Origin of the sequence: Microcystis aeruginosa NIES-4325 (genome assembly GCF_008974145.1) — a bacterium.
Taxonomy (GTDB): domain Bacteria; phylum Cyanobacteriota; class Cyanobacteriia; order Cyanobacteriales; family Microcystaceae; genus Microcystis; species Microcystis aeruginosa_G.
Genome location: NZ_BJKP01000014.1, coordinates 1 through 23,130, shown reverse-complemented (window position 1 = coordinate 23,130; position 23,130 = coordinate 1). Strand labels below are relative to the sequence as shown.

The window sequence follows — 23,130 nt, the reverse complement described above, 5'->3', positions numbered from 1 at the left end:
ATCTTATCTTAACAATATCTAACCGATCTCGCAGCCGACAACGATCGCTAATCTGGCTGGTTGCATTGCTGTTATCTCATGCCCGATAATGCTGAAAGGATCGACTCAATAGCGATCGAACTAAACCAGAAAAATTATTATGAAGAAACTCCTACAGGGACTAGAAAAGTTCCAGAGTGGTTATTTTGATGAACATCGGCAATTATTTGAGCAACTCTCCCACGGACAAAAACCGAGAATCCTGTTTATCACCTGTTCCGATTCCCGTATCGATCCTAACCTAATTACCCAAGCGGAGGTGGGGGAATTATTCGTAATTCGCAATGCGGGAAATATAATTCCTCCCTACGGAGCGACTAATGGTGGTGAAGGTGCATCTATAGAATATGCTATCAACGCTCTCGGCATCGAGCAAGTGATTATCTGCGGTCACTCCCATTGTGGAGCGATGAAAGGTTTGTTAAAATTGCAGAGTCTGGCCGATGAAATGCCTTTAGTTTACGATTGGTTAAAGCAAGCAGAAGCTACTCGACGTTTAGTTAAGGATAATTACAAAGAACTAGAAGGAGAAGAACTGATCGAGGTGACAGTAGCAGAAAATGTTCTCAATCAGTTAAGTAATTTGCAAAGCTATCCAATTATTCGTTCCCGATTACATCAGGGTAAATTATCTCTACACGGTTGGATTTTTCGCATTGAAACTGGCGAAATTTTAGCCTACGATCCCATCCTACACGATTTTGTCGCTCCCCATAGTAAAATTACCCACCCCGAACCGGAAGAAAATTTACCCTCTAGTCGTCATCTTCCCAATAGTCATCCCTTCAAGATTTCTGAGGATTATATCAGGACTCATGCGGACTTAAAAAAAGCGACTCCTGCGGTTAATACTGTGGCCAAAAAGAATGGCTCCTTAACCCAAAAACCGGGCTATAATTATTTAGAACCCTCCCAAGCTGATCGCATTTATCGCGGTTCGAGAAGTTAATTAGGGATTACAGAAATTCTCTAGAGATGTGCCTATTAACGTCTCTAGAGTGGCAATTAAACGATAACTGCTATACTCCTCTATGGCTTCTCCAAAAGATTTTATTAGTCCCGTCAATTCTGGGAAAGAGTTAGTCTATCCTTTTCGGAACTATCTTAACTATCTGCACGCAAAATACTCTGATTTACAGACGGGCAATATCGCCGATTATATTCCGGAATTAGCCCTAGCAGATCCAGAATGGTTTGGTATTTCGGTAATTACCACTGACGGTCAGATTTTTGAGGTGGGAGACTGTCAGCAAACCTTTACAGTACAATCGATTTCTAAAGCTTTTGTCTTTGGATTAGCTCTAGAAGATCACGGACGGGAATACGTTAATAGTAAAGTCGGTGTTGAACCCACGGGAGAAGCTTTTAACTCGATTATTCTCGATGAAAAAACCAATCGTCCCTATAATCCTATGGTTAATGCTGGTGCGATCGCTACCACGGATTTAATCACCGGACAGAATGCCACCGAAAGGCTAAAACGTATTTTAGAAATGTTTAAACGCTATACCGGCAGGGATCACGAGATTAATGTCCCCGTTTTTCTCTCGGAAAAATCCACCGGCAATCGCAATCGGGCCATGGCCTATCTGATGCTAAATTTTGGCATGGTTAGCGATAAAATTGAAGAAACCCTCGACCTTTACTGTCAACAATGCGCCATCCTCGTCCATGCTCACGATTTAGCCCTCATGGCTGCTACCTTAGCTAATGGGGGTGTCAACCCAATCACAGGAATACGGGCGATCGATGAACACTACGTTCAAGATGTGATCAGTGTTATGCTTACCTGTGGAATGTACGACGCTTCAGGAGAATGGGCCTATCGGGTAGGATTACCAGCAAAAAGCGGTGTCGGGGGCGGAATTACGGCAGTAGTTCCCCATCAGTTGGGAATTGGCACTTTTTCCCCCCTTTTAGATGAAAAAGGCAACAGCATCAGAGGAGTGAAAATTTGTCAAGATATTTCAGAAGATTTTGGTTTACATTTATTCAATGTGGCTAAACCAGAACGAGATTTAAAAACATGGCTTCAAGGCAATAGTTGATACCACCCCCGACTTCCCTCTCCCCACTCTCCCATGGCTTTTAAACAGGATTTAGTCTGATAGCTGTCCCCTGCAAGAGCGCCTACCGACCCTAAAAAATTAATTTGGCCAGAGGTCTGTGGAAAAAATTTCGTAAACCTCTTGACAAAAGCAGCGGGTTGTGTGTAATATAAATATTGTGTGAGGAGTATAAGTTCAGTATAAGAAGAACCTCTGGGGTCGAAACACGGCAAGACTCCCAGAGGTTCTTCTTTTTCACTTCCTTATTGGCTCAAAGTCGGTCATAAAATCAGGGTTTCCCCGATCGCTAGTTTTTTCTCAAGTTATCCCTTCTAGGTCTGTTGCTGCTGGCCAAGAGCAACAGGTCAAAATTTTGCCGAAGAAACTGCACAAGAGCAGTGTAATTGCTCGTAAAATTGGGAATTAAGTACAAGGGCAATCCTATGGCAGATAAAAATAACGGTAACGGTGGCTTATTCGTCGTCGGGGTTTTATTGGGCAGTGCGATCGGGGCAGTGGCGGGTTTATTAGTAGCGCCCAGATCTGGAAAAGAAACCCGTCGAATTCTGCAAAAATCCGCCCGGGCTTTGCCAGAATTAGCCGAAGATCTGACCACGACGATGCAATTGCAGGCCGATCGCCTATCGGAATCGGCCCGGCGTAATTGGGATGATACTTTAATCAGATTAAAAGAGGCGGTGACAGCTGGAATTGAAGCTAGTCAAAGTCTAGCCACAGACAATCCCTTCCCCGACTCTGAAGACTCCCCCAAGGGCGATAATCATCACTCGAATGACCATTAAATGACCGAACCTATTTTCTGGCTAGGATGTTCTTTACTGCTAGTCGCCGTTAGTTTAACGGCGGTTTTCATCGCCGCTTTACCTGCTCTGCAAGAGTTAGCCCGGGCAGCCCGCAGTGCCGAAAAATTATTCGATACCCTCCATCGGGAATTTCCCCCGACTCTAGAAGCAATTCGCCTGACAGGGGCGGAAATCAGCGAATTAACCGACAATATCGATGAAGGGGTCAAAAGTACCCGCCAAGTTGTCCAAGGAGTTGATCGCAGTCTCGGTAGTGCTAAAGCCGGTCTCAGCAAGCTCGATCGTGGCAGCCGTCGCCTCTTAATCGGTTTTAAAGCCGCTTGGAATACTTGGAAACGCAGTTAAGCAGATGGGGGAGTGGGGTGTGGGGAAATGGGGGAGTGGGGAGATAGGAGAATTTCAACTAATACCCCAAAACCCTAAAACCCTAACTCTCAAATCCTGACTCCTGAATACAGACTCCTATCTCCGTTCGGACCTCGGCGTGAGACTTCGGAAGTTCGGCGATCTCACGGCCGAAGCCTGACGACCGACTCCTAATAACTGAGTGACTAAAGTTGAGAATTCCCTTAAGATAAAGTAAATAAGTGTAAAGAAACTGAAAGTTAGCCTACACCCTTGCTGAAAAAATTCTCATTGTCTAGAAGTGCTATGCTCAATCGTTTTTGCCGAGGAATCTCGATCGCTCTTGTCATTGGTGTCATTAGCTGTCTGGGTTGGATTATCTGCCCAAATCAAGCTCTAGCGGTGAATAATCCTGAATTACTGCCCAATGAAGCCACTCCGATCGTTGATTTAGCCAATTATCTACCCGCAAAACAGGAAGAAGCATTAATCCGAGATATCGAGACATTTCAAGGGGAAACCGGCTGGAAAATGCGAGTTTTAACCCAATATGACCGCAGCCCCGGCCGGGCAGTGATTAATTTCTGGGGATTGGATGATAAAAGTATTCTCTTAGTGGCCGATGGTCGGGGCGGTAATCTACTATCTTTTAGTATTGGTGATGCCGTCTATGAATTTTTACCCCGCACTTTTTGGATCGAATTACAGGCCCGTTTCGGTAATATGTATTTTGTTCGGGAAAATGGCGAAAATAATGCGATCGTACAATCCTTAGACACGGTAAAAGGCTGTTTAGTTAAAGGTGGTTGTGCGGTAGTCCCCGGTTTACCGAGGGAACAGTGGATCCTAACTTTAATTACCTCAATTGTCGGCGGTTTAGTCTTCGGTTTTGCCGGTATTCCTCGCAAAGAAGGACAGGTTTTCGCTTGGCAATGGGTTTTAATTGTCTCTCCCCTCTGGTTTATCCTCTTTGTTGCTTTTGGCATCGGACCGGTGGTTACTCGTACCAGTGAATTACTGCCCCTTTTCCGCAATTTAATCGGTTTTGCCCTTGGAGTTTTAGTCGCCTATCTTTCCCCTCGTTTTAATTCCCTCAACGCCTCAAAAACCTGAGAATTAGGGGCTTTTCAGTGATCAGTAAACAGTAAACAGTATCTGATAAACTGGTAAACTGATAAACCGAATCACTGATAACTGATGATGGAATGGAATCTGAATAATGCTTATAGTTTGGCTTTTATCGATCGAGAGATCGGTAAACCAAAAGTAGCCGCCGCAGAGTACGAAATTGAGCGACGGGTAATTTTAGCCACGGCGGATTTTGAATATCAATCCCTGCTCTATTTTTCCGAGCAAGCTTTGTCCTTGGGGGCTGCAGCCCTAGCAGCCCGCAGTACAATAGTTGTCGATGTGCCAATGTTACAGGTGGGTATTTTGCCCAATCTACAGGCTAAATTCGCTAATCCTATTTACTGTGCCAGTGAAACGATTACCCGTCCCCAAAAGGGCAAAACCCAAGCAGATTGGGGGATGCAAACCCTGGCACGGCGCTATCCCGAAGCCATTTTTATGATCGGTCAATGTACGAGGGCTTTAGAGGGATTGGTGGAATTAATTGCCACTGGAGAGATTAAACCGGCCTTTGTTATCGCCACACCGCCGGAGTTAATTGCTACTGGGGATGCGGTTAAACAAAGATTACAGGATGCCAAGGTTCCTCATATTACTGTCAAGGGTTGTAAGGGTAGTGTGGTGGTAGCGGCGGCGATCGCTAATGGTTTGCTCGATCTAGCTTGGCAAGCCTACGGACAAAATAACGGCAATGTTTAGCCAAATCAAGCCACTTGTCCACTTCTGTTACAATTAGAAACATTGTGGAGTGAGTGAGATAACGTTGATGTGGGTCAATACTCAAAGTGAGATTATTAGTAAGGTTTTGCCGCCAGCAGTACGCCTGTTCTTGCGATCACAAGTAGAACAGATAGAAGATTTAGAAATGCAGCTGCAAGGTCATGATCGGCAAATTTTGCGCGGTTATATACCTGGGGTATTTTTAGCCGTAGGAAAAGCGATTTATCAGGGTTTACATCTAGGTAAAGCGCAATTAAGAGGGGAAAATATTCGTCTTAATATCGGGCAGGTTTTGCGAGGGAAACCCCTAAAAATTTTGGAACCTATTCGGGTTAGCGGTGAGGTGGAAATTAACGAACAGGATTTAAATAATTCGATCGCTTCGACTATTCTAGTTAATGCTTTTGCCGATTTACTAATTTTTTCCCTAGAAAATAACGGAGTTGTTAACGCCAGAGAAATTATCTCACAACAGCGTTTTAACTGGAAAAATGTTCTTCTAAATCAGGGTTATTTCTCTCTTCTCGGCCATAGAGAAACAGGTGCAGAAGTAATTTTTAGTGCTGATATTGCCTTAGAAGATGCTCGCACTTTAGGGATTAGTCCCCGACAATGGCAAGGTTTAGCCCCAGATTTATCTGTTGATTTGCAACCTTTTACCGTCGATTTAGGCAAAGATGTGGAGATTAAATCTTTCATTCTCGACGATCAAACTCTTTTCTGTCAGGGAAGTTTTTTGATTTTACCTTAAAAATAAACGGGATTATTCCAGTGGGTTAACTTAGTTTAACCCACCTAATTAACGCCAGTTCGGTTTAAGGTAATTTTGCCATAGCTTCCACGAAAGAATAGGAGTTTCAGGCTACGGTAGCATCAGGGTTTTAGCTTATCCCGAACTGAGGTTAATTATTAGCCCCGATTCTGTGCGAGTAAAATAATTGTTTGCATTAGTCCAACTAGAAGACCGAGAATACCACCGAGATTAACAATTCCCTGTAATTCCTGTTTAACAATGCCTTGAATGGCATTTTCCAGATCGGCCGGGGAAGTGGCATTTACCCGATCGCGGATCACCTGATCGATGTTGAGAATCGGGATAATTTGGGCGACTAATTTCTCTAAATCTTCCTCTAAATAACGCTCTAAAATTAACGCTAACTCTTGACTAATTACCCCTAATGATGTAGTCATTGCCCCCGAAGATTGCAGACGATTAATAATTAAATTAGCGATTTGATCCCAGTTGATCGTTTGTCCAAAATCTTGCAGAAATTGTTCGCCACTTTCTTGAATATAAATTCGCACCGTGTCCCTGGTGGTTTTACGCAATTGTCTGACGGTGGAGATAGGTAAATTTTGCAAAGAGATACTTTGTAACCAGTTTTTTAGACGATTACGCATCTCTAAAGATAGTAATAATTCTTGGATTCTGGTATTAGCTAAATCCTTTTCATCAAGGCAAAAAGTGCGTAAGCGGGCCAGGGCATTGCGTAAACCGAATAAATTAGCTACTACCCAATAGGTTCCACTGGTTTTTTCCCGAAATCCCTCATCGATAACTTGAATATTGCGATCGGTTAAAAAATCGATTAAAGCTAGACGGATAACATCAGCAGGTAGGACGGTTTCTAATAGCCAATCGGAGAATTGTCGCGCCTGTTGTTCACTGAGAGAAAATTCTAAGACTAGGCGATCAAAAATTTGATTGATCTGTTTTTCTAAAAAGTCCTGCCGTCGGGCTAAAACTTTTAGTAATCTCGCTAAAGATTCCCCGAATAAATCGTGAAGAATCGCCGCCAAAATCTCGGCTGTTTTTGCTTGCCGATCGCCTTTTATTTGTTTTAAAGCTAATTGTAACAGCCAGAGTATCGCCCCCTGAACCCTTTCGGTGTCCAGGAGTCGTTTAGCCAGTTTTTGTAATTCCTCGGGAGTTAACAGAGAACCCATGATCGTATCCGATACCCGGACAGCTAATCGATCTTGATTGCGAGGAATTAACCCCGGGGTGAAGGGAAGGGGACGCTTACCGATATAAATCGCCTTGTAGGGACGAAATAGCATTTTTATGGCTACATCGTTGGTAAAATAGCCAATAATTGCCCCGGCGATCGGCGGTAGGATCCATGTCCAAAGAGTAGCGAGATTCAATTTAGCAGCAAAAAATAAACGGAAATGTCAGTAGGTTATTTCTTCAAGACTAACACTCCCATCAGTCCTGCTAGGAGTGGATAGTGAACAGCATTGGAAAATCCCGACTGATAGCCTAATTTTACCTGTTCTTGGCCCTGGGGAAAGCGATCGATACTGGGACTAATATAAGCGTACTGGTCAGTTAAACCGTAGCGCTCGGCGGCGGGAACGACGATATGATCGAGATACCAGTTTTGGAATAGTTTGGCGATGGTTTCGGTGGGTTGATGGAAGTCCAGAATCGCCGCTTTAGCCCCTGGTTTCAGGACTCGGTATAATTCCCCCAGACATTGGGCAATATCGACCACATTGCGTAATCCATAGCCGATAGTGGCACAATCAAAGCTAGAATCGGCAAAGGGTAAATTGAGGGCATCCCCTTCCATCCAGTTAATATTAGTGGCGCTAAAACGTTGACGGGCGATTTTTAATTGTTGTGGGGAAAAATCTAGTCCGATCACTTGGCCGGTTTTACCCACTTGTTTTGATAATAGGTTAGTCAGGTCGCCGCTGCCACAACAGATATCGAGGGCAAAATCCCCTTTTTCGGGTTGACACCATTTGACTGTCATTAATTTCCAGACTCGGTGTAATCCTAAACTTAATTCTTGATTAAGTCGGTCATATTCGGGAGCGATCTGATCAAAAATTGCTTGTATTTCTGTGGATCTAGGTGAGGATTGATTGGACATTTTTATAATAAACCTCTTGCATAATTAATTTTTGAGGGTTCAAAAACGTCAAAAATAAGGATTAAATGGCATAGAATCTGTAAATATACCCTTAATTCTTCTGACTACTGACTACTGGCTACTGACTCCTAACCCTAACAACAATTTTTGATTTTTACAAGAGGTCTGATATAGCACCCGAGAAAATCCCAGATGATGTTATATCATTCTATCCACTGGGATAAGCTGTTGACTATCTCAATTACTCCTTAAGACTGCACCAGAGAGGGAATCAGATCATTTGTACTTAATTTTTCCAGACGCAGTTTAAATGCACTACAGCTTAAGATGCCAGGGCAACCCCACAGGTTTCTTCAGATGAAATCGAGTGAAGAGGAGCAAAGAAATCCCATCATCACAACTTTTTCTATCTAAGCCCGTGATGAGGATTGAACTCATGACCTCACCCTTACCAAGGGTGTGCTCTACCACTGAGCTACACGGGCATTGATCGTGGTGGGCCGGGCCGGATTCGAACCAGCGTAGGCGTAGCCAACGGATTTACAGTCCGCCCCCATTAACCACTCGGGCACCGACCCATTAATTCCACGATTATCAATCTTAGCACCCTTAGCTAAAACACACAAGTATTTAGGGAAAAAATTTTTGAGCCATAAAATAACTCCCGTTAAGTGCGATGGCGCTGAACGGGAGTTTTCTAATCATCTTGAGAGAGATTAGTACAAAGCTTCTTCTTGGTGGGTTTCGATCACACAGTTAGCGGTGGGGTAGGAGACACAGGTGAGAATGAAACCAGCTTCCATTTGATCGTCACTGAGGAAGGATTGATCGGATTGATCGACTGTACCAGATAGAAGTTTACCGGCACAGTTGGAGCAAGCTCCCGCACGGCAGGAATAAGGTAAGTCCAGTCCTGCTTCTTCAGCTGCATCGAGAATGTACTCATCATCGGGAACATCAATTGTATGCTCGCCATCGGGTGTTTTCAAGGTGACTTTGTAAGTTGCCATCGGTTGTTCCTCTTAATTAAATGCTAGTGAAAGCGGCAGTCTCTACAATTGCCTCTCGCTCGTCGTCAAAGTGAACGATGCAAGCGAGTGCCATTTTTGATACTACGGGAAAATCTCTCTGACTCACCCTTGCATTAGTAATGACAGTCTTAAATAAACTTAAAATAAAATTTACTTATGTATCTACCCCAGAGTTCCTGACAATCTTTGCTTGATCTTTAGATAATTTCATCGATCTACAATCTAGCTAAACTAACCACCATTAAGCATTTGCCGCCATAATGTTAATTGTTTTTTTAGTCTTAAGCCGATTTTTTTTAAATATTAATTTAACTTATGGTTAAGATAGATGCCAATGAATTGTCTTTAACCCAGCCAAGAAATTGCCTTTAAGAAAACAATTCCCCGAGTTGTTAAAGTTGCCCACTTTCTGGACTCCTAGTTATTTCGGCATCACTGCTGGCAACGCATCCACGGAAACTATGAAAAAATAGGTTGACAATCAAACTAATCAATGATATTGGCGGATAAATCCCCTGTTGCCAGGGAAACCATCCGTTTTAACGGATGGCTAACCTTCCCTGACGATTTTTGGGTTTTCCGATTGTCAGTTTTCAAGGATATGGTTCACTGATTACCGGTCACTAATTACTTATTAGGTTGGGGAGTCATGCGTAGATAGGGTTTGATTTCTTCAACCCCTTTGGGAAACTTGCTGCGCGCTTCTTCGGTGGGAATGGAGGGAACCACCACACAATCGCCTCCGTCAGTCCAGTTAGCGGGGGTAGCCACTTGATAGTTATCGGTGAGCTGCAGGGAGTCGATCACGCGCAAGATCTCGTTAAAATTGCGTCCCGTGCTGGCAGGATAGGTAATAGTTAAACGTAATTTTTTGTTGGGATCGATGATAAACACCGAACGTACCGTCAGATTATTGAGGGAATTGGGGTGAATCATGCCGTAGAGATCCGACACTTTGCGATCGCCATCAGCGATAATCGGATAGTTAACGGTAGTGTTTTGAGTTTCGTTGATGTCATTAATCCAACCCCGATGGGATTCGGCACTATCCACACTCAAAGCGATCACTTTCACATTACGTCGTTCAAATTCTGATTTAAGACTAGCTACCGTACCTAATTCCGTCGTACAAACGGGGGTGTAATCAGCCGGGTGCGAAAACAGCACTACCCAGCTATCCCCTGCCCACTGGTGAAAAGAAATCGGACCTTCACTAGAATCTTGTGTAAAATCTGGAACGATATCACCCAATTGGAGAGCCATAATTGTGTCTTCCTTATAGATATTTCAAGACAAGCAACAGTCTATGATGCCATAGGAGTGCTGTTCGTCAGCGATAATTTTAGGGATTTGTAATAATTGGATTAGGGGATAAGGGAATGAGGAAATGGGGGAAGTGGGGAGATAGGGGAATGGAGAAATAGGGAAATTCAACTATAGCAGCAGGCAGATGGCAACAGGCAGCAGGAAAATCTTGGCCAGAACAGGATTTTAGCTATTTAGATTGTTCTAACCAACTTGTTCCTTGTTATAACACTAAATCCGTTGAGTATAGGCTACATATAAAAAAAACCCTAAAACCCAAACCCCAAAACCCTTCCCCTAGTATGGCAAACTGGGTTATCGGAAATTTGGGTTGAAAACCCTGTCCTTTTAGGACGACTTTGTGCTAGAATGTTCCCAGTTTGCTGACCGTGAGAACGTGAGGAAACAAGTTAAACGTCCTACTCCGTCATCTCAAAATTTCTGACAGTCAATGGTGTTTAATTAAGTCCAAACTGTCAGAACGCAAAACAATTAAATACTGTGGCACACACAGAAATTTACGCTTGGGGAGTAGTCTTTGAGAGTGCTTGCCCTATATATAGGTGTAGTCAGACTAGATATGAAACTGTAAGACCAAAATTAGCTTTGCTAGTAGAGGCAAGATTCAGCCCAAGAATCTCCGCCCTAAAAGTGCGGAGATTGTCAAGATCTGGTCTAATGGCATGATATAACTTTTTTAACTAGCTATCAGCGTTCAGCTAATGGGTGAGCTGCGGTGGTAAGTCCCAATTCCCCACCTTAGGCCTATTCAGAAAGCTGAGGGCCGATAGCTGACGGCTTCATTTCTTGTCCTGATCATTAATTTGCCTTGGTTTTAGGAGACCACAACTGCAATGAAGAATCTTGTTCGTCTGCTGGCGGTAATTGCCTTGATTATCGGGAGTTTTTGGGGTAAAGTTCCCGCTCAAGCTCTCAATCTCACCTCGATCGCCCTTCCTTCTCTTCCTGTGGCGGCCTTAAATGCGGCTGATGCCAAACTAACTACAGAATTTGGGGCGAAAATCGACCTCAATAACAGTGATATTCGCGATTTCCGGGACTTGAGAGGGTTCTATCCCAATTTAGCCGGTAAAATCATCAAAAACGCCCCCTACCAAGAAGTGGAAGATGTCCTCAATATACCCGGACTCTCGGCCACTCAAAAAGAGCGTTTACAGGCCAATCTGGAGAAATTCACCGTTACTGAGCCTTCTAAAGAATTTATCGAAGGTGATGACCGTTTTAACCCCGGAGTTTACTAAATCCAGTTAGTTACGGTTTTAAAAAAATTACTAGGTGAGCGATCGCTCACCTTTTTCATTGATCAGTTTTCAGTGAAGAGTTGACGACCGACGAGCGTATGCTGATCTAAGGAAAGACCGGAGATTTTTGCCAGAGCTATAGAGAAATGAAATGCTAGAATAAATAGAATTTATCAATTAACTCCTACATGGTCGTTTCCTCGCAACTGCCGAGTTATCAAGATGTTTTAGTGGTGGGATCGGGAGCGGCGGGATTGTATGCCGCGCTGTGTTTACCCGCTAACTTAAAGGTGGGTTTAATTACCAAAGAAGATTTAAAAACTGGGGCTAGTGATTGGGCCCAGGGAGGGATTGCGGCAGCCACTTCCCCTGAGGATTCCCCTGTTTTCCATTTAGAAGATACCCTGAAAGCGGGAGCGGGCTTATGCGATCGCTATGCCGTGCAGTTTTTAGTTGAGAAAGCCCCCCAAGCGATCGCTGATTTGCTGCGGTTAGGAGTTAGTTTTGATCGCTCTGGAGATGACTTAGCCCGCACTCTTGAGGCTGCCCATTCCCAGGCCCGGGTGCTGCACGCAGCCGATCGCACGGGGAGAGCGATCGTCAGTACCCTGATGGAAAAAGTGACCGAGCGCCCCAATATTACCATTATTCCCCAAGCGATCGCGCTGAAACTCTGGCTTGACCCGCAAGGGCAACGCTGTCAAGGTATTTGTTTACTCCATCAAGATCATCTCTGTTGGCTACGAGCGCAAGCAGTCATTCTGGCTACGGGGGGCGGCGGTCAAGTCTATGCCCAAACTACCAACCCCGCCGTTAGCACCGGGGACGGAGTCGCCCTGGCTTGGCGTGCTGGGGCAGTGATTCGCGATCCGGAATTTTTTCAGTTTCACCCCACCGCCTTGACTGTGCCAGAGGCACCGCGGTTTTTAATTAGTGAAGCGGTGCGTGGCGAAGGGGCGCATTTAATTGATGCCCAGGGGCGACGTTTTGCCTTCGATTATCATCCGGCTGGAGAATTGGCCCCCCGGGATGTGGTGAGTCGGGCGATTTTTAGCCATTTGCAGAAAACCTCCGATGATCCCGCCCATGCCAAAGTATATCTAGATTTAAGACCAATCGAACCGGAGCGTCTGCGTTATCGTTTTCCCAATATTATCCGCATCTGTCAAAAATGGGGCATTAATGTGCTTGAGGATGTGATTCCCGTCGCCCCCGCTGCTCACTATTGGATGGGAGGAGTGGCCACAGATTTAAACGCCCGCACTTCTCTACCCGGTTTGTATGCGATCGGCGAGGTTGCTAGTACTGGTGTTCACGGGGCTAATCGTTTAGCCAGTAATTCTCTCTTGGAATGTATTGTCTTTGCGGCAAGTTTAGCTGGAATAGGTCTGGAGACAAAAACCCTTGTTGGGGAAAGACCAGAAAAACCCTTAGAAATCGCGGAAAAATGGCAGGAAGAACAGGAATACTGGCAAAAAGTACGGCGAGAATTACCGATTTTAATGTGGGAAAATGCGGGAATTTGCCGATTTCAAAATGAGTTAGAAACTGCTATCCTGTGCGTGCAACAGTGGAAACAACAGTTACATTCTTTAAAGATGGGCCAATTTCTCCAGAATCTTCTCCCCGACAAAGGACAATTATTTTTGTGTCCCTCGATGCAATTAGAAATAAGAATAGCGATCGAGACATTAAATCTTTTAGATATCGCCGACTTAATTCTGGAAAGTGCCTTATTACGAGCAGAAAGCCGAGGCGGTCACTATCGGGGCGATTATCCAGAAACCTTAGCCAATTGGCAAGTACACACGACTATTCACGGTCGAACGTGGCGCAGAACTCCTGTGCAAGCTTAATTAAGCCAGTTTTTCAGAGATAACCCCTACTCAGTGCTAAACAGTGAACTCTATCCTCGCTGCTAGGCTCCCTACTATCCGTCCCACCCTGACCAGGGTCTTTTCCCAATCATCATGGTCTATGACCTATCTCTGGTGTTCACTGCTTGTCATTCACGGCTTTTAGGCTATCATATTTTTACCTCCCCCCTCCTAAACGGTTACATTAATTTAATTCTATGATCAAACCCAATTTCCTATTTTTGTTAGCTATCAGTGTGAGCAGTTGGGGTTATCATTTCCAGGCTTTACCCAACGCTAACGCTCAAACTCCGCCCAAGTTAGAGCAACGTCAAAATGTCGATAATTACTATCAGTTGATGCAAGCTGGTTACGAAGCCGCAGCCCAAGGAAAATACCAACTCGCCCTAGAAAAATTTGAACAAGCGCTGGCAGAACGTCCGAGCGATACCGCAGCTGAAAATGCGATCACTGATATAGAGAAGTTTCTAGATGAAACATCCACGGACAAGGATGCCGACGCTGCCACCGAAAAGGACTCTTCTACTTCTATTGCCATTATTCCTGGAGCAGTCTCCTTGGAAATCTCGGTTGATCCAGAAAGAATGATGTTTTTCGCTGGCTCTGCCCTGTTATTAATCTCTTTATTGGGGGCTTCACTATCGCTTCTCCTTCAATACCGTCGTCCCAAAAGCAAAGCCTCGAAACGTCGCAAAAAGACAACTTACATCAACCCCAAAAACCCACTCTACAACTTTTTTAGGCGCAATGGCAATTTCTTCGGTGCGGACACCAAGACCAGTAATGGCAATGGGGAATACGATTTCAATACCTCTTTGCCCGTACAAGCTAGTTCCCAGATCCCAAACGTGGACTTAATCCTGCGTTTAATTGAAAGTCTTCGCGATAACGATCCCCGTAACCGGAGACGGGCGGTTTGGAAGCTGGCACAGATGTCCGATTCTAGGGCAATGCAGCCTTTAGTCGATAGTATGGTGGAGGGGGATTCCGTCGAACGCAGCTTAACCCTAGAAGCCCTCTCTCAAATCTGTACCCGCTCCCTGCGACCGATGAACCAAGCTTTGGCTATCTCTCTCCAAGATAAAAATCCCCAGGTGCGGAAAAATGCCATTCGCGATCTAACCAGACTCTACGAGATCATGACTCAGATCAGTCAATTAATTTGTCTTGCCCTCGATGATTCCGATGAGGAAGTGCAAGAAACAGCACGCTGGGCAATTAAACAGTTAAATCTGCAATTACCGCCCCGTTTAGAGATGGCTCCCCTGGAAACCACTGGTGAACCAGAAGATTATGATGACGTACAGGATACTTCTTTCACTGAAACCACACCCACTGAGGTGCAAAATTGAGTCGAAAACTGTTATTTCTCTCCACCCCCGTGGGATTTTTGGGTTCTGGGGGCGGCGGTGGCGTAGAATTAACTCTTTATAATCTCGCTCGCACTCTGAATAAGCAAGGGTATGCGGTGCGGGTAGTGGCTCCAGAAGCCTCGCGATTGCACGATATCCCCTTGATCACTATAGCGGGCAATGCCCAGATTTCCGCCCAAAGTCAGGGCCGGGAAGCCCCGATTTTAATGCCCGAAAATGCTGTTTTGGCCAATATGTGGCACTACGCTCAACAAGTACAAAACCAGTACGATTTAATTGTTAATTTTGCCTACGATTGGCTCCCTTTTTATCTCACTCCTTTTTTTGCCACTCCCGTCGCCCATTTAGTCAGCATGGCTTCCGTTTCTTTGGCGATGGATCATATTATTCAAAAAACCTACCGCAGTTTTCCTCATTTACTAGCTTTTCACACCGTCATCCAAGCGGAAACTTTCTCCCTCTCTCCCCCCTATCGTTGTTTGGCTAATGGTTTAGACGTATCTTTGTATCAGTTTCGGGCCGATCCTTCCCCCTGTCTAGCCTGGGTGGGACGGATTGCCCCGGAAAAAGCTTTAGAAGATGCGATCACTGCTTGTCAACGGTTGGGCGTACCTTTACGGGTTTTCGGTCATATTTCCGATCCTCTCTACTGGCAAAATTTACAGGATAACTATAGTTTCGATTTAGTCGACTATCGCGGGTTTATGCCGACTGGGAGCCTACAAAAAGAGCTCGGAGACTGTTTTGGCCTGTTGATGACCCCGCGCTGGGTTGAGGCTTTTGGTAACGGGGCTATTGAAGCTTTAGCCTGTGGTGTTCCCGTAGTTGCCTATCGTCGCGGTGGTCTGGTAGAAATTATTGAAGATGGAAAAACCGGTTTTTTAGTTGAACCCGATAGTATCGAGGGATTAGTTACAGGAATTAAAAATTTAGACCGGATTGATCGATATTTTTGTCGTGCAGTAGTCGAGCATAAATATTCCCTAGAAGCTCTAGCAAATCGAGCTATTAATTGGTTTGAAGAAATTTTTGCTCGCAGTCAAAAATAAATAGCCTCTCTTGGTTTAGTCCGGTTAAATCTAGCCTAGCATAGACTTTTCTATCGGTTTATCCCCCTCTAAAATTCTAAAATAGCCATCACATGACCATGAGGAAGGCTTCTAATCACTTCAAAATGATTGGGAATGCCTTCTGTCATTGACAGTGTTGCCCCTTTGAGAGCCAGTTTTAGATTGTCGATAATATCATCGGGTAATTTTGAGAGGGCGTTCGGCGAGGCTTCGGCGTGAGCTTTTGTCGAACCCTCAGTCGAGCCGTTAGCCAGGGTTATTTTTTTGACTTGATCTCCTTCTCGATAGGAATCTGGTCGAAGAATAGCGGGAGAGGAATTACGGTTAGGAACTTTTAACAACTCTAACGTTTTGGTTTACTGCTCCTAAAGGAACTTATGACGGTTTACAACAAACTGAAACAGGAGTCCAAAAAATTACAATTACAAGCGCCGCAGATACAACCGACGAAACGGCTACCCTTTGTACAGAGGCTGATATTCGACCGAGTAATCCCGCATCTTTGGCCAAGTTCCAAGAATGGCTTAATCTGCAATGGTGTAGTGCGTTAGGGTATGGGGCGCGCCAGGGATTTATTCATCTTGACAGTGGAAACGGTAAAAGGCGGCGCACCGGGGGTGAGAAGGGGCTAAGATGGGACTATTAAAACTTGGTTGTTAGTTGTTTGTGATTAGTCATTCGATCGCTTTTGTGGCGATCGATTTTAATTGGGGTATCTCCATACCTATTTCCTCGTGGCACAATAGAGACAAAGTATAAAAAACTTAACAATAAGGAGGGGTTCGATGGTTGCTACACCAGTTAAAACAAAACGTCTCACCCTGCAGGTGGCCGATCTCACCGCAGACACTACCGCTATTCGTTCTCTAGATTGGGATCGCGATCGCTTCGATATTGAATTCGGATTACAAAACGGTACGACTTATAACTCCTATCTGATTCGTGGGGAAAAAATCGCCCTTGTGGATACCTCTCACGAAAAATTCCGTCAACTATATTTTGATGCCCTCAACGGATTAATTAACCCTCAAGAAATTGATTATTTAATCATCAGTCATACCGAACCCGATCACAGTGGGTTAGTCAGAGATATGCTGCAACTTGCCCCCAATATTACCGTCGTTGGGTCGAAAGTAGCAATTCAGTTTTTAGAGAATTTAGTTCATCATCCCTTTCAACGTCAACTGGTCAAAAATGGCGATCAGTTAGACCTAGGCAATGGTCACATTCTCGAATTTGTTAACGCTCCTAATTTACACTGGCCTGATACTATTTTTACCTACGATCACGGTTCTGGAATTTTATTTACCTGTGATGCCTTTGGAATGCACTACTGTTCCGATGATCTTTACGATGAGCAATTAAGTGCTATTGAACCGGATTATCGTTTCTATTATGAATGTTTAATGGCTCCTAATGCTCGTTCCGTACTAGCGGCGATGAAACGGATGGAACCCCTAGGTAATATTAATCTCGTGGCTAATGGTCATGGACCGGTATTAAAACATAATATTACCGAATTATTGACCCATTATCGTGATTGGAGTCAGGCACAAACTAAGGGAGAAAAAACCGTCGCTGTTTTCTACATTTCCGATTATGGTTATAGTGATCGCATCTGTCAATCTATTGCCAAAGGTATTACTAAAACTGGTGTGGCGGTAGAAACTCTAGACCTGAAATCTGCAGATCCCCAAGAGGTAAAAGAATTAGCTTCTTCTGCGGTGGGAATCGTCATCGGTACTCCCCCCGTTTCTGGTATTCATGCCCAAGAAATTACGGGGAATCTAGGCACAATTCTCGCCTCGGTTAACCCCAAACAATATATCGGAATGTTTGAATCTCAAGGGGGTGATGATGAATCAATTTTACCTCTATTTAATAAGTTTCGTGAAGTTGGTTTAACCAAAGCTTTTGATCCCATTCGTAGCGCAGAAACTCCTAACGAGAGTCTCTATCAACGCTGTGAAGAAGCGGGTACAGACATGGGACAACTATTAACCCAAGAGGTAAAAGTTAAACAAAGAAAATCCCTTGATACTGACCTTGATAAAGCCATCGGACGGATTAGCGGTGGTTTATATATTATTACCACCAAGAAAGGAGACAGAAGCGGTGCAATGGTCGCTTCTTGGGTGACGCAAGCAAGTTTTGATCCTCCCGGTTTTACCGTTGCTGTGGCCAAAGATCGGGCGATCGAGTCTTTAATGCAAGTGGGGGATCAATTCATTTTAAATATTCTGGAAGAAGGCAATTATCAAACCCTGATGAAACACTTTTTAAAACGTTTCGGACCAGGGGAAGATCGTTTTGCAGGAGTCAATACTCGCACCGCTAATAATCGTTCCCCAATTTTAGCCGATGCCCTGGCTTATTTAGAATGTGAGGTAGTTAGTCGCATGGAATGTGCTGACCACTGGATTGTTTACAATAAAGTCACCGATGGTCGCGTTTCTAAACCTGATAGTTTAACGGCTGTTCACCATCGCAAAGTCGGCAATTATTATTAGGATTCTTGCTTGATTTGACTGGTTGAGAAAATACAGCTCAAGATGCCTGATCTCAGCTTTTGAGATTGTTTGACCTCTCAACCAGTTAGACAGTGAAAAGACAGTAGGAAACTTCCATTTAATACTGCACACTTAAAACTCAAATGTGATAACTGATAACTGTTCCTATTGACTAATACCCGCAGATTTAAGGGCTTTTTCCATTAAAATTACATGGGTACTGCTTTCCTGTCCCTCATTGTCAGGACGACGCTGAATATAACTGCCATCGGATTGTAATTCCCATGCTTGTCGGTTATCTGACAACATGATACCGAGAATTTCTTCCAGTTCTTTGGCGATCGCTGGTTCATCGATCGGTGTCACTGCTTCCACGCGACGAGTCAGGTTCCGCGTCATCCAATCGGCGCTACCAATATAAACCTCCTCCTGACCATCATTGTAGAAGTAAAAAATGCGGGAATGTTCCAAAAAGCGGCCGATAATGCTAATTACTCGGATATTTTCGCTCACTTCCGGCAATCCGGGCCGTAAACAACAGATGCCGCGAATAATCAAGTCAATCTGCACACCATCACGAGAAGCGGCGTATAAAGCTTCTATAATCAGTTTATCGACAAGAGCGTTCATTTTTGCCACAATGCGCCCCGTACCGCCATTTTTACAGTTTTTGGCCTCGCGATCGATCATTGCTAACATCCGTTTTCGCAAACTCACGGGAGCAATTAAAAGTTTGCGATAGGATTGCTGACGGGAGTATCCGGTCAGAAAGTTAAATAAATCGGTGATATCTGCCCCCAAATCCTCGCGACAGCTAAGTAACCCCAAATCAGTGTATAATTTAGCTGTTTTTGGGTTATAATTACCCGTGCCAATATGGAAATAACGACGGATTTTATCCCCTTCCTTTCTGACCACGAGAACCACTTTCGTGTGGGTTTTTAGACCAACTAAGCCATAAACAACGTGAACTCCGGCTTGTTCGAGCTTTTTCGCCCAAGTAATGTTATTTTCCTCATCAAAGCGGGCTTTTAGTTCCACTAACGCCGCTACCTGTTTACCATTTTCCGCAGCTGCAATCAGGGAATTGACAATCGGGGAATCTCCGGAAGTACGATACAAAGTCATTTTAATCGCTAAAACATGGGCATCATGGGCAGCCTGGGCGATAAACTGTTGTACTGAGGCACTAAAGGAATGGTAGGGGTGATGAACGAGAATATCGTTATTGCGAATTAAAGTAAAAATATCTTCGCCATCCTGTTCTAGAATCCCGTCTTCGTTACCGTCAACTATTTCTCGCAATCCCTGTAAAACCGCTGGGGTGAGGGGATTCCAAGGCGGATCTTTCAGTTCGGGACAGGGTAAAGACAGAAAATAAAATAAATCTTTGTGTCCCAGCAGTCCATCCACATCGTAAACATCGATCTCCTCAAGTCCGAGATCGCGCATGATCCGGTTTTTAATATTGCTAGGGGTAGAACTGTGAATTTCCAGACGTACTGCCGATTTACCGATGCGGCGCTTGCGGACTTCTTCCTCGATCGCTAATAATAAATCATCGGCCTCATCTTCTTCGACGGAGATATCTGCGTTGCGCGTCACCCGAAAAGGATAACATTCCTGAATGATCATGCCAGGGAAAAGTGCCTCTAAATTGTGCATTACCACCTGTTCAAGGGGTACTCCCGTCCAAATCGAAGCTTTTCCATCTTGGTGGCGTAATTCCTTGGGTAATGCCAGAAAACGGGGGAAAACCTGTGGTACTTTCACCCTGGCAAATAGTTCTTTATCGGTGTCGGGATCGCGAACGACTACGGCTAAATTGAGACTAAGATTAGAAATATAGGGAAAAGGATGACTAGGATCCACCGCCAGGGGAGTTAAAACGGGGAAAATATTTTGTTCAAAGTAATTATGTAGATAATTGCGCTGTTCTTGATGTAAATCCACATAGTTAATCAGATGAATTCCCTGTTCTACTAAGAGATTTTTCAGGGTGTGTTCAAAAAGCTGATCCTGCTGTTGCACAAGGGGACGGAGACGTTTACTGATCTCGGTTAGCTGTTCCGAGGCAGTCCTACCATCGGCACTTAAAACGGCTACATTTGCTTCTACCTGTTGTTTAAGAACTGCCACCCGTACCATAAAAAATTCGTCGAGATTGGCAGAAAAAATAGCGGTAAATTTTAATCTTTCCAGTAGGGGAGTCCGAGGATCAAGTGCCTCATAAAGCACGCGATGATTAAATTCTAACCAGCTTAATTCTCGGTTAAAGTAATATTGCGAATCTTTAAGATCGATTGCAGAAGTTACGGTAGGAGCTTTAGTCATAGAGTTTAGTAGGCAAATAGTAGATTAAACAGTTAGAAAGAAGCCACTTCAGCCTAAATTTGAGTATTTATGAGGTTTTTTCTCCTATATTGCCTCAGATTAAGCCAAGTTACCCCGATTATCTTCGATGCTAATCTTACTGATTTTAGCCTGACCGGGGAAAAAATCAATTTATTAAAAGGTTAAGAAATCGAATCAATCCCCCCAAGGCGACAGATCAAGGTTAAATTAATCTTTCAGTGAGATTAGATTGGTTAGAATATTTTATCAGGATGATTATTAGATTGCCATGGGTCAACATTTATTGACAGGTTCTTTTTTGCTGCTCTAATTTTAGCAAAGTTTCTCTAATATCTTTGGGGAAAGCTTCAATTTTTTCTTCCCTTCCTCGTTCTTTTAATAATTGATCGAAAGCAACAGATTTAATTAAGCTCATTTCCCCATCATGTTCATCGGTCAAAAAGAGATGATTACTGTCGGGATTTGGCTGTTCTCTTCTCGAAAAATCTGCATCTAAGCAACAACTCGGCGAAAATTTTCTTTCTCTAAGATCGATAATGCTATCAAAGCATTATCGATCTTAGAGGCAATTGTCAGCCTAACCTCTTGCTCATTTAAATCGCTCATAAATAAGTCTATCACTATAGCCTTCAACAATTAAAAACACTCCCTCATGATCCCTGCATAGTATTTGTTTTCGTTTCTCTAATTCAACTGTCAAATCCCAACGATCATTAAGTAGCCATGACAATATCTAACCCAGAAAGTTTCGTGATTTCCTGTAAGTCTTTGAAAAATTCCTGCTGCCTAGAAATATGAAGTGATATTCCTAGGTTTAAGTCAATTGGTCAATATTTTTAGCCTGAAACCTGATTATTCACTCCTAATTTTTATTTTCCTAATCCGAGTTTTCTGGTTACTTTTTGCCAAAAGGTTGGGGTAGGTGGTTGATAGGGTTTGGGACTATCGGTAAATATAGGACGTTGACTAGGTTCGTAGAGATAACGATAGTGTAAGAAAATATCTCGATAGGGAAAATCGAGATTTTCACCGCTACAAAGTCGAGTGAACAGAGAGGAAGATAAACCAATGTAGTGAAGGTATGTCAACCGTTTGTCGTGGTCGTATAATAGCCCATCCCGTTGTTGGAAATGGGCGGAGGTGACGGCATTGCCAGTGCGACGACTGGCAGGCCATTCTTTCGCTAAGTTACAGACGGATAGCTGCGATCTCATCACCATATAGTTCAGCACCGACTGATTGGGGGCCGAGGGATACAATACCTCTGCCTCGCCCTCCTGTAGCCTTGCCACTAGCCAATCCCTTTGTTCCGACAGCATAAAGCCGCGCTTGGAGGCGTAGAACCCAGCACAAAAGATATTCGCCTCAATCCGTTCTTGGGGAAACACTTCCAGCAGTTTCGGTGAATTGACATTGTAAATGTGGGTGGGGTCTTTGTACTGAAAGTCGTAAGTCACCACATCACAACTGTCTAACTGTTCAAACACAGGGGTGACATCATCCAAAATCAGCGCATCTGCGTCAATGTAGATGAATTTTTCAAAGGGGGCGTTGGGGTCAAAGGCACAGTAACGACGGTTCATACCCAACCGTCGTACTCCTTGTAGCCCTTCGGTTTTCTGCCAATGTTGCAGTGCTGTGGGGTGAGCTTGCCAGACTTGTAACGAAAAGTCCTCCCACGGCTTAAACAGATCTTTGTCATTCCAGAGGGTGACATTGGGACGGGTGGCGATTTCGGCGGCGGTTTTTTCCAACCGGTCGTCGTAGGCGATGACGCAGACGGGCATACCCGCACCCGCATTGACGGCGATGCTATTCAGCAAGGCCACCAGTTGGTCAAACACGACATCATTACCGAGGGTGTAAATACCGTAGTTCATTGCAGCTCAGGAAGAAAAAAAATCAAAACATATTATCCTTGCCGTTAGTTTAGCTTATCTTGGTCGATAAATTTGGGTAATTTGAGATTATGGCCACCCTAAGACTTAAATATAGCGGTTCTCACGTCTGTGTGGCACACTTAAACCTTTGATAATTAAGCTTTTCAGGATTGATAATGTACCTCTTGCGAACAGGAAACGCTATATATCTCTTTACCAAGTATTCGGTTGAAAGTCAGCATCATTAATAATGGCCACCCTATCCCGGTAGGGTTTATAGCAATTCTCTGACTTATGAGGTACAGTAGCAACAGTGAGTAAACCAATTCCGAATATCTTTTTGAGTAACTGGTAACATAGCCAATTCAATCCCTTCTATTAAGTCTTTGTAAGTTCTCGCCTTCAGTTTTCTTAACATCGCTTTCACTTTTGACCAAAAGTTTTCAATAGGAGAGAATTCGGGAGAATAAGGAGGTAA

General features: G+C 44.1%; 20 protein-coding genes, 2 tRNA genes and 2 pseudogenes. 13 read left to right on the top strand and 11 right to left on the bottom strand.

Translation table 11 applies throughout. The features are described 5' to 3' along the window. The first annotated feature begins 139 nt into the window (after positions 1-139). The 7 genes from MiAbW_RS09790 (at position 140) to MiAbW_RS09760 (ending at position 5,858) form a co-directional block, all read left to right on the top strand. Positions 140-988, top strand: coding sequence for a carbonic anhydrase (locus MiAbW_RS09790; RefSeq protein WP_151695967.1), 849 nt, complete (start codon positions 140-142; stop codon positions 986-988). Between the two features lie 82 nt (positions 989-1,070). Next, the gene (glsA, locus tag MiAbW_RS09785; protein WP_151695966.1) at positions 1,071-2,087 is read left to right on the top strand and encodes a glutaminase A; all 1,017 of its coding nucleotides are present in this window, start codon (positions 1,071-1,073) and stop codon (positions 2,085-2,087) included. Positions 2,088-2,530: 443 nt separating this feature from the next. Next, complete coding sequence (locus tag MiAbW_RS09780) at positions 2,531-2,890, top strand: YtxH domain-containing protein (RefSeq protein ID WP_151695965.1); 360 nt, start codon at positions 2,531-2,533, stop codon at positions 2,888-2,890. Then, a complete protein-coding gene (locus MiAbW_RS09775; RefSeq protein WP_151695964.1) occupies positions 2,891-3,256 on the top strand; it encodes a DUF948 domain-containing protein in 366 nt (121 codons plus the stop codon). Positions 3,257-3,562: 306 nt separating this feature from the next. Next, on the top strand, positions 3,563-4,369 hold the full coding sequence (locus tag MiAbW_RS09770; protein WP_151696021.1) for a TPM domain-containing protein: 807 nt from the start codon (positions 3,563-3,565) through the stop codon (positions 4,367-4,369). An 87-nt stretch (positions 4,370-4,456) separates the two neighbouring features. Then, a complete protein-coding gene (locus MiAbW_RS09765) occupies positions 4,457-5,086 on the top strand; it encodes a precorrin-8X methylmutase (RefSeq protein ID WP_151696020.1) in 630 nt (209 codons plus the stop codon). A gap of 67 nt (positions 5,087-5,153) precedes the next feature. After that, positions 5,154-5,858, top strand: a complete 705-nt coding sequence (locus tag MiAbW_RS09760) for an LmeA family phospholipid-binding protein (RefSeq protein WP_151695963.1) — start codon at positions 5,154-5,156, stop codon at positions 5,856-5,858. A 158-nt stretch (positions 5,859-6,016) separates the two neighbouring features. Here MiAbW_RS09760 and MiAbW_RS09755 read toward each other — a convergent pair whose 3' ends face one another. From MiAbW_RS09755 to MiAbW_RS09735, 5 genes are all read right to left on the bottom strand, one after another. Beyond that, positions 6,017-7,255: a DUF445 domain-containing protein gene (locus MiAbW_RS09755; protein WP_151695962.1), complete on the bottom strand. Its 1,239-nt coding sequence runs from the start codon at positions 7,253-7,255 to the stop codon at positions 6,017-6,019. Positions 7,256-7,290: 35 nt separating this feature from the next. Then, positions 7,291-7,989 (bottom strand): bifunctional demethylmenaquinone methyltransferase/2-methoxy-6-polyprenyl-1,4-benzoquinol methylase UbiE, encoded by a 699-nt coding sequence (gene ubiE / locus MiAbW_RS09750; protein WP_151695961.1) that lies wholly within the window; start codon positions 7,987-7,989, stop codon positions 7,291-7,293. A gap of 413 nt (positions 7,990-8,402) precedes the next feature. Next, positions 8,403-8,474: transfer RNA gene (locus MiAbW_RS09745), tRNA-Thr, on the bottom strand. 8 nt (positions 8,475-8,482) lie between these two features. Continuing rightward, positions 8,483-8,567, bottom strand: a tRNA-Tyr gene (locus MiAbW_RS09740). Positions 8,568-8,705: 138 nt separating this feature from the next. Beyond that, on the bottom strand, positions 8,706-8,999 hold the full coding sequence (locus MiAbW_RS09735) for a ferredoxin (RefSeq protein WP_151695960.1): 294 nt from the start codon (positions 8,997-8,999) through the stop codon (positions 8,706-8,708). Between the two features lie 389 nt (positions 9,000-9,388). Between MiAbW_RS09735 and MiAbW_RS20680 the strand changes: the two are divergent. After that, positions 9,389-9,493: pseudogene (locus MiAbW_RS20680) on the top strand (IS200/IS605 family transposase); the annotation flags it as partial. A gap of 154 nt (positions 9,494-9,647) precedes the next feature. Here MiAbW_RS20680 and MiAbW_RS09725 read toward each other — a convergent pair. Then, positions 9,648-10,283, bottom strand: coding sequence for a peroxiredoxin (locus MiAbW_RS09725; protein ID WP_004160243.1), 636 nt, complete (start codon positions 10,281-10,283; stop codon positions 9,648-9,650). Positions 10,284-11,179: 896 nt separating this feature from the next. Here MiAbW_RS09725 and psbU point away from each other — a divergent pair. The 4 genes from psbU (at position 11,180) to MiAbW_RS09700 (ending at position 15,886) form a co-directional block, all read left to right on the top strand. Beyond that, complete coding sequence (psbU, locus tag MiAbW_RS09715) at positions 11,180-11,587, top strand: photosystem II complex extrinsic protein PsbU (RefSeq protein ID WP_151695959.1); 408 nt, start codon at positions 11,180-11,182, stop codon at positions 11,585-11,587. A gap of 188 nt (positions 11,588-11,775) precedes the next feature. Continuing rightward, positions 11,776-13,443 carry an L-aspartate oxidase gene (gene nadB / locus MiAbW_RS09710; protein WP_151695958.1) on the top strand — a complete coding sequence of 556 codons (1,668 nt, stop codon included), beginning with the start codon at positions 11,776-11,778 and terminating at the stop codon, positions 13,441-13,443. A gap of 218 nt (positions 13,444-13,661) precedes the next feature. Then, positions 13,662-14,816, top strand: a complete 1,155-nt coding sequence (locus tag MiAbW_RS09705; protein ID WP_151695957.1) for a HEAT repeat domain-containing protein — start codon at positions 13,662-13,664, stop codon at positions 14,814-14,816. Beyond that, positions 14,813-15,886: a glycosyltransferase gene (locus tag MiAbW_RS09700; RefSeq protein WP_151695956.1), complete on the top strand. Its 1,074-nt coding sequence runs from the start codon at positions 14,813-14,815 to the stop codon at positions 15,884-15,886. Before MiAbW_RS09705 ends, MiAbW_RS09700 begins: the two co-directional genes overlap by 4 nt. 74 nt (positions 15,887-15,960) lie before the next feature. On the opposite strand, the pseudogene MiAbW_RS20015 reads toward MiAbW_RS09700, so the two are convergent. Next, positions 15,961-16,248: pseudogene (locus MiAbW_RS20015) on the bottom strand (hypothetical protein); the annotation flags it as partial. Positions 16,249-16,692: 444 nt separating this feature from the next. Here MiAbW_RS20015 and MiAbW_RS09690 point away from each other — a divergent pair. Then, the gene (locus MiAbW_RS09690; RefSeq protein ID WP_151695955.1) at positions 16,693-18,417 is read left to right on the top strand and encodes a diflavin flavoprotein; all 1,725 of its coding nucleotides are present in this window, start codon (positions 16,693-16,695) and stop codon (positions 18,415-18,417) included. A 165-nt stretch (positions 18,418-18,582) separates the two neighbouring features. Here the strand turns inward: MiAbW_RS09690 and ppk1 are convergent, their stop codons facing one another. From ppk1 to MiAbW_RS09670, 4 genes are all read right to left on the bottom strand, one after another. After that, on the bottom strand, positions 18,583-20,751 hold the full coding sequence (gene ppk1, locus MiAbW_RS09685) for a polyphosphate kinase 1 (protein WP_151695954.1): 2,169 nt from the start codon (positions 20,749-20,751) through the stop codon (positions 18,583-18,585). 301 nt (positions 20,752-21,052) lie between these two features. Continuing rightward, positions 21,053-21,187 (bottom strand): hypothetical protein, encoded by a 135-nt coding sequence (locus MiAbW_RS20440; RefSeq protein ID WP_274596523.1) that lies wholly within the window; start codon positions 21,185-21,187, stop codon positions 21,053-21,055. A gap of 454 nt (positions 21,188-21,641) precedes the next feature. Then, on the bottom strand, positions 21,642-22,652 hold the full coding sequence (locus tag MiAbW_RS09675; RefSeq protein ID WP_151695953.1) for an Npun_R2821/Npun_R2822 family protein: 1,011 nt from the start codon (positions 22,650-22,652) through the stop codon (positions 21,642-21,644). Between the two features lie 292 nt (positions 22,653-22,944). After that, positions 22,945-23,130: transposase (locus MiAbW_RS09670; RefSeq protein ID WP_172967361.1), on the bottom strand; the 186-nt coding region annotated here is incomplete at its 5' end.